Source organism: Neobacillus sp. NRS-1170 (assembly GCF_050468025.1).
In genome coordinates this window covers 1-5,782 of record NZ_JBITPF010000112.1, presented here as the reverse complement: position 1 = coordinate 5,782, position 5,782 = coordinate 1, and the positions used below count along the sequence as shown (strand labels likewise).

7 protein-coding genes are annotated in these 5,782 nt (G+C 35.1%); 2 read left to right on the top strand and 5 right to left on the bottom strand.

Annotation, left to right across the window (positions count from 1 at the left end; genetic code table 11):
* Positions 1-259 precede the first annotated feature (259 nt).
* Together ACIFOT_RS31890 and ACIFOT_RS31885 are read left to right on the top strand one after the other, a co-directional pair.
* Complete coding sequence (locus ACIFOT_RS31890; protein WP_430072908.1) at positions 260-847, top strand: helix-turn-helix domain-containing protein; 588 nt, start codon at positions 260-262, stop codon at positions 845-847.
* A gap of 121 nt (positions 848-968) precedes the next feature.
* Positions 969-2,339 (top strand): MATE family efflux transporter, encoded by a 1,371-nt coding sequence (locus tag ACIFOT_RS31885; protein ID WP_430072905.1) that lies wholly within the window; start codon positions 969-971, stop codon positions 2,337-2,339.
* 53 nt (positions 2,340-2,392) lie between these two features.
* Here ACIFOT_RS31885 and ACIFOT_RS31880 read toward each other — a convergent pair whose 3' ends face one another.
* From ACIFOT_RS31880 to ACIFOT_RS31860, 5 genes are all read right to left on the bottom strand, one after another.
* Positions 2,393-2,731 (bottom strand): hypothetical protein, encoded by a 339-nt coding sequence (locus ACIFOT_RS31880; RefSeq protein ID WP_430072903.1) that lies wholly within the window; start codon positions 2,729-2,731, stop codon positions 2,393-2,395.
* 11 nt (positions 2,732-2,742) lie between these two features.
* Entirely contained in the window at positions 2,743-2,913 is a 171-nt protein-coding gene (locus tag ACIFOT_RS31875) for a hypothetical protein (protein WP_430072900.1), read from the bottom strand.
* A gap of 233 nt (positions 2,914-3,146) precedes the next feature.
* The gene (locus ACIFOT_RS31870; RefSeq protein WP_430072898.1) at positions 3,147-3,689 is read right to left on the bottom strand and encodes a hypothetical protein; all 543 of its coding nucleotides are present in this window, start codon (positions 3,687-3,689) and stop codon (positions 3,147-3,149) included.
* Between the two features lie 953 nt (positions 3,690-4,642).
* Complete coding sequence (locus tag ACIFOT_RS31865) at positions 4,643-4,816, bottom strand: hypothetical protein (RefSeq protein ID WP_186446374.1); 174 nt, start codon at positions 4,814-4,816, stop codon at positions 4,643-4,645.
* Positions 4,817-5,127: 311 nt separating this feature from the next.
* Complete coding sequence (locus ACIFOT_RS31860) at positions 5,128-5,694, bottom strand: MOSC domain-containing protein (protein WP_430072895.1); 567 nt, start codon at positions 5,692-5,694, stop codon at positions 5,128-5,130.
* Between the last annotated feature and the right edge of the window lie 88 nt (positions 5,695-5,782).

Sequence of the window (5,782 nt, the reverse complement as noted above, 5' to 3'; positions counted from 1 at the left end):
TTAGCTGGTTTACTTTAAGTACACTCTTTCACATTTAGCTTTTACTTTTGAAAAATCTTAATTTTTATTTTCCACATAGTTAACTAAATAAGGAAGAATCCATAAACCAATAGCATCAATAAACAAGTCTAATTATTACAGTTATAGAAACATATCAAAAATAAAAAACTGGTGAATCTTACTAATTTTTAACTCTACGGAGCGTTTGTTGATGCCAACCATATAAACCTCTAAGATGAAAATAGAGCAGGAGGAGACAATGATGGATAATAGTAAAGTTGGAGAGTTAATTTATAATTTGCGCAAGGAAAAAGGACTAACACAGAAACAATTAGCTGATCAAATGAACATTTCTGATCGTACGATTTCAAAATGGGAACGTGGGTATGGCTGTCCAGATGTCACGCTATTACCAAGCTTATCTACCCTATTGGGAGTAAATATAGAAAATATTTTAGATGGTGAATTATCGTCGAATGATTTTGTTGGAGGAAATATGAAAAAGTCGAATTATTTTGTCTGTCCGTCATGTAATAATATTGTATTAGCAACTGGAGATGTAAGCATATCTTGCTGTGGGAGAAAGTTAGAACGATTAGAAGCGAAGAACGCAACAGACGAAGAAAAGCTATTAATTACAGAAATTGATTATGAATGGTTTATTTCAAGCGACCATCCCATGACAAAAGATCATTATATATCATTTATTGCTGTTGCTACTGGTGATCAAGTTCAGATTATTAAACAGTATCCTGAATGGAGTTTACAAACACGTATCCCGAAACGTAAACATAGCAAATTGTTATGGTATGATACACAATTTGGTTTATATTATCAGCTTTTATAAAACATACACAAGTTATGACTTAAATATTCATAATCGATTACTATTCCCTCACTTTGTTCATAATCTAGATTCAAAGAGTGAGGGATTCTTTTGAAATGAAACCTATTAGGAGTTATATGAAATGAAAAAATCTTTAAATGAAACGATTGTCTTAGCAAAACCAATGATTGCCTTTCTCGTACCTGTTATTTTTGCAAGCGTTTTTCAATCATTAGGTCAAGTATTTGGAATTATCGTCATTGGACAAACACTTGGAGTAGATTCTTTAGCAGCTATTTCTGCCTTCTTCCCTCTATTCTTTTTCTTACTATCCTTTGTCATCGGAATTGGATCTGGAAGCTCCATTCTAGTTGGGCAAACATACGGTAGTGGGGATATCCCAAAAATGAAGGAAGTAGTAGGAGTTACTTTAGTATTTACAATCATTATTTCCATTGCTGTCGCCCTAATCGGAGGGCTCTTTACAGAAGATATTCTAAAATGGATGGGAACACCTGAGAATATTCTGATTCAAAGCGCAGAGTATGCACGTATTTTATTTGTTACATTACCCATTACCTTCTTATATATGTGCTATACAACCTTTATGAGAGGTGTTGGCGATTCAAAAACACCTTTTTATTTTCTATTGATTAGTATTATCTTAAATATTACTTTGTTACCAATTCTTATTTTCGGTTGGTTGGGTTTACCGGCATTCGGATTAAATGGTGCTGCTTATGCTGCTGTATTAGCCAATTTCATTACATTTGTGATTCTGTTAATATTCTTACACAAACGGAATCATGTGCTCAAATTAGACTCTATTATTTTGAATCATCTTCACATGAAAGGCTCTGTATTGAAAACCTTACTGAAATTATCTATTCCTACTAGTATTAGTATGGTTTCGATCGCGCTTTCAGAAGTTGCAGTCATAAGTTTTGTAAATGATTATGGTTCCAATGCAACAGCTGCATATGGAATCGTGAATCAAATTGCGAGCTACGTTCAAATACCAGCGATGAGTATTTCAATTGCCATTTCAGTATTTGTTGCACAAGCCGTGGGGTCCGGGAACATTTCGAACATTAAACATTTAACTAAAATAGCCATTACAATGAATTATCTTCTTTGCGGTATTCTCATTCTCATTCTTTACCTAATACCAACCCCTATTTTAAGCATCTTTTTAAACAACACCGAAACAATTCATATCGCTAAAAGCCTTATAATGTTCTCATTTTGGAGTTATGTTATTTTAGGTCACACTCAGACTATCTCAGCAACAATGAGAGCAACAGGTACTGTATTTTGGCCAACAATTTTTACAATCACAAGTATTTTGCTAATTGAAATTCCGGCAGCATACTCCTTGTCCCATTTTACAACGCTTGGGATAAATGGAATATGGCTCGCCTATCCAATTGCATTTATCGTCAATTTCTTGGCCCAATCTGCTTATCATCAATTTTTCTGGAAAAAGAAATCCAAAAAAATACTAATTAATTAAAACCTACTAAAAAATGAAGCTATTTTTCTATTTTACAAATAGCTTCTTTTTTTCTATTTCTGCACTAAACTGCATCCGTTAGTGGAACAAGAAAAAGGAGCCGCAACTTCAACTAATTTATGACCAAGACTATCCCAAACCGCAACTGTATACAAGGACACCCATTCAAGATTTCCTCGTGCAACTCGGAAAGAAAAATAATCATTATCCGTTGTAACCAACACTTCCTCATAGGTAATCTGTTCACTTTTGCTGTTTTGAATAACCAAATCAAAATCCACCTTATCATCTTTGGGTATTTGGACAATTCGTGCTATAAACATTCCATCAGGATTCTTCTTTGTTTTATAAATTTTTTTAGTTTCTATCTTTTGTTCTGGTTTCCCCTTCATACATCTCCCTCTCACACCAGAACTCTTGCACCCGTTAGCCATCCATGAAGCGCAAAAATCATCGCTTCACCACAGAGAATGAAAAATGGATCAGGCAGTCTATACTGTTTTAATGCTGGCGAAGTAGGTCTTTGAACTATGGTGCCTTTGAGCCCATCCGTTAGTCTGACTCCAACGACCACGGTGTACCACCGACTGTCGCGCCCATTTAGGGGTAGCACTTATGGGAGATTAATCCTTTTTCTGGTTGTTGCGCCAGCCTTTCTGATTTAATTTTAAGTAGAAAGGTATTACTATTTCGTTTTACCAGCCAACCTCATACTCTTTCCTTCAAGAGGCTCAGCCTTTTTTTAAAAACTGGTTTTTCTGGGTCTGTTTTTTCATGCCCTTTTTCCGTTTTTATTTTCATGGGAGTTTAAGAAGAACCTACAAAATACCAATTTTCATCTAACTTTTCTATTTGTTTAAAATCTCCATCAAAGTCACGTTTACTTGGCTTTTTATCATTAGGCGAATACACGAACCCAGAGAAATTATCTAATATACCACGGTATGTGAAGAACAAAACCAAGTTACCGTTTTTTTCAATAACAATTTCTCCACCCCCTTTAGATAGTCGGGCGTATTTTTCAGGTAATAGGATAAGTGATGAATTGTGTGAAACATTCGGTTTAAGAGCACCATTTTCCACCATTTCCACCACTTCTTCTCTTTCAGCCTTATTCATTTTGAAATCCAAATCTAACATAACCTGTGTAAAAGGGAAGAACAGCCATAATAAGATGGTTAATAACTGGATGGTAAACGGCTTCCAATCCTTATTTTTAAATAAATTGATAATTGTCTTTACTGTAATGACAATAAAAAATCCAAACACCAGTAAATAAATGGGTAACATTAAAAATTCAGTTATTATATCAACCAAATTCCATTGAAAAAACGCAACTAAAACAACCAATATACTACTAACCAACGATAACAATAAAAGTCGATTATGTTTCAAGTTTTTCACTCTCTCAAAGTGTGTTTTTCTTCATTGTATAGATAAAATCATAAGAATATCAATGGTTCTATGTGTCAATCCTTATTCAACAAACCTGCCAAGTTAGCACAATATGAAAAGCTGCCAAAATGACAGCTTAGATCTTCAACTATCGTACCCTTCACTCCCGGGTCGTAAGACAGATGTTAAGGATGTTGAGTGGGTCGCATCACCGCAGCCGATGTAGACGTAGCGAAGTCAGCTTGGCGCTCACGTCTCGAACATCTCTTTGAGGACGAGCCCATCCCCTTCCGGCGTCAAAATGGTGGGGACTATCCGGACCACCATATACTAGCAGACTATGTCGCTGTTGGACAGACCGGATTGTTGGCTCACATTGCAGAATAGCTCAGCGCGCCACCGAGAAATAGAGGTCTGACATTTTTAAACAAATTTAATTTCGTTTTAAACAGACAACAACACCACTAAGAGGTCGAATTATTGAGGTTACAATAAACGCACTTGTCGGTTGACAAGTGGGTTTGACTATGGAGTTTCTTGTAATATTAGTAGATTGGATCAAGCTACTTAGATGTACTCATGTTGCAATGGAGAGGACTGAGTCCTATGAACACCTATCGTAAATCTTACCGAAGCTAAAGAAATTGAGTTTCAAGTCGCCCATGGGCAACATAGGAGACTGTTCCTGGAAGTAAAAAGGATGTGGAAGGTATGCCGAAGTAGCTAATGATCTTAAACTATAGCACCACGTTACTTTAAGTGAATTTCTTCACAAACTAGAGAAGAGCGAGCCAATTCTTCATTACAGGAATGCTCCCCGTTACTTTAATAAGAAATTTTACATAATAGATGAATATTTCTAAATTAAAAAATGAACCGTACTAAGAGCACAGTTCATTTAAGAGCTATTACTTTACTTTCTTTAGAGGAGAAATGACATTATTATAAAAAAATCTTTCCCATTTAGCTAACAAACCGTTCCCATTTTCACCACGTTGAATTTCAATTTCGTGGTTTTTATGAAATTCTGCTATTCGTTTATTATGCTCTTTATGCCATTGATGGAGAGCTGCATGTTTCATTTTTATTCCTCCTTTAATTAATAACAAAATCATATCACTAGGAGTCTTAGTTACAAAGTATTTTTATCCCAAAAGTTTTGACATTAAGATATCATATTGATGGAGAAAATTATTAATCCAAAATGGGCATTGGAGATAATGTCGTCTTACGTTTCTATTGTGCTTATTCAAGTAAACAGCTCCGTTAGTTCAACAAGAAAAAGCTGCCTTATTGACAGCTCTGACCTTCAACTCTAGCACCCTTTAGTTGAACAACAAAGCGATGCCATTATTTATACTAATAATTTAAACTTCTATTAGTAAGGTTTGCTTTATACTCGTTCAAGTTTTTTAAATGGTTTCGGGGGTAATTTAACTCGGATTATATCACCAGGTTTTACTTCACCATTCTGCAAAATTACCGCCATTATTCCGACTTTTCGTATTAGATTTCCATTAGAATCCTTATCTACAACAGCCTTTAGAAGACCAGGTTTAAAATTATCAATTTGAGCACACGGATTGCGTAAACCTGTTACTTTTACTATTGCAGTCTCACCTATATACAATATTGTGTCAGTTGGTAATTCAAGGAGATTTATTCCAACAGTTGTAATATTTTCACCCATTTGTCCAGGGTTAATAGTAAAACGGTCCTTTAACTCTTCTAATAACTCATTGTGAATTAAATGCACTTGTCTTAGGTTCGGCTGGTTTGGATTTTGTGCCACTCTAGAACGGTGTATAACCGTAGAACCGTAGTGGGCATCGCCTTCAACTCCAAATCCCTTAACTAATTTTATACTCTCTTGATTTTCTTTACTAAATGTATGTTTATCACTTAAACTAACCGCTATTACTGCTCCTAAAATTGAACTCTCTTTTTCTTCATCCAACATTCATTCCCCTCCGCCTTCTATTACTTTAAACTTCCTGATTGCTCGTTTTATTCAATAATGATTTGATTATTCCTTCTTCAACTGATAT

Bases quoted from the DNA above. Each gene is read 5' to 3' on its own strand.
- ACIFOT_RS31890 (WP_430072908.1), top strand. From the start codon at position 260: ATGATGGATAATAGTAAAGTTGGAGAGTTAATTTATAATTTGCGCAAG.
- ACIFOT_RS31885 (WP_430072905.1), top strand. From the start codon at position 969: ATGAAAAAATCTTTAAATGAAACGATTGTCTTAGCAAAACCAATGATT.
- ACIFOT_RS31880 (WP_430072903.1), bottom strand. From the start codon at position 2,731: ATGAAGGGGAAACCAGAACAAAAGATAGAAACTAAAAAAATTTATAAA.
- ACIFOT_RS31865 (WP_186446374.1), bottom strand. From the start codon at position 4,816: ATGAAACATGCAGCTCTCCATCAATGGCATAAAGAGCATAATAAACGA.
- ACIFOT_RS31860 (WP_430072895.1), bottom strand. From the start codon at position 5,694: ATGTTGGATGAAGAAAAAGAGAGTTCAATTTTAGGAGCAGTAATAGCG.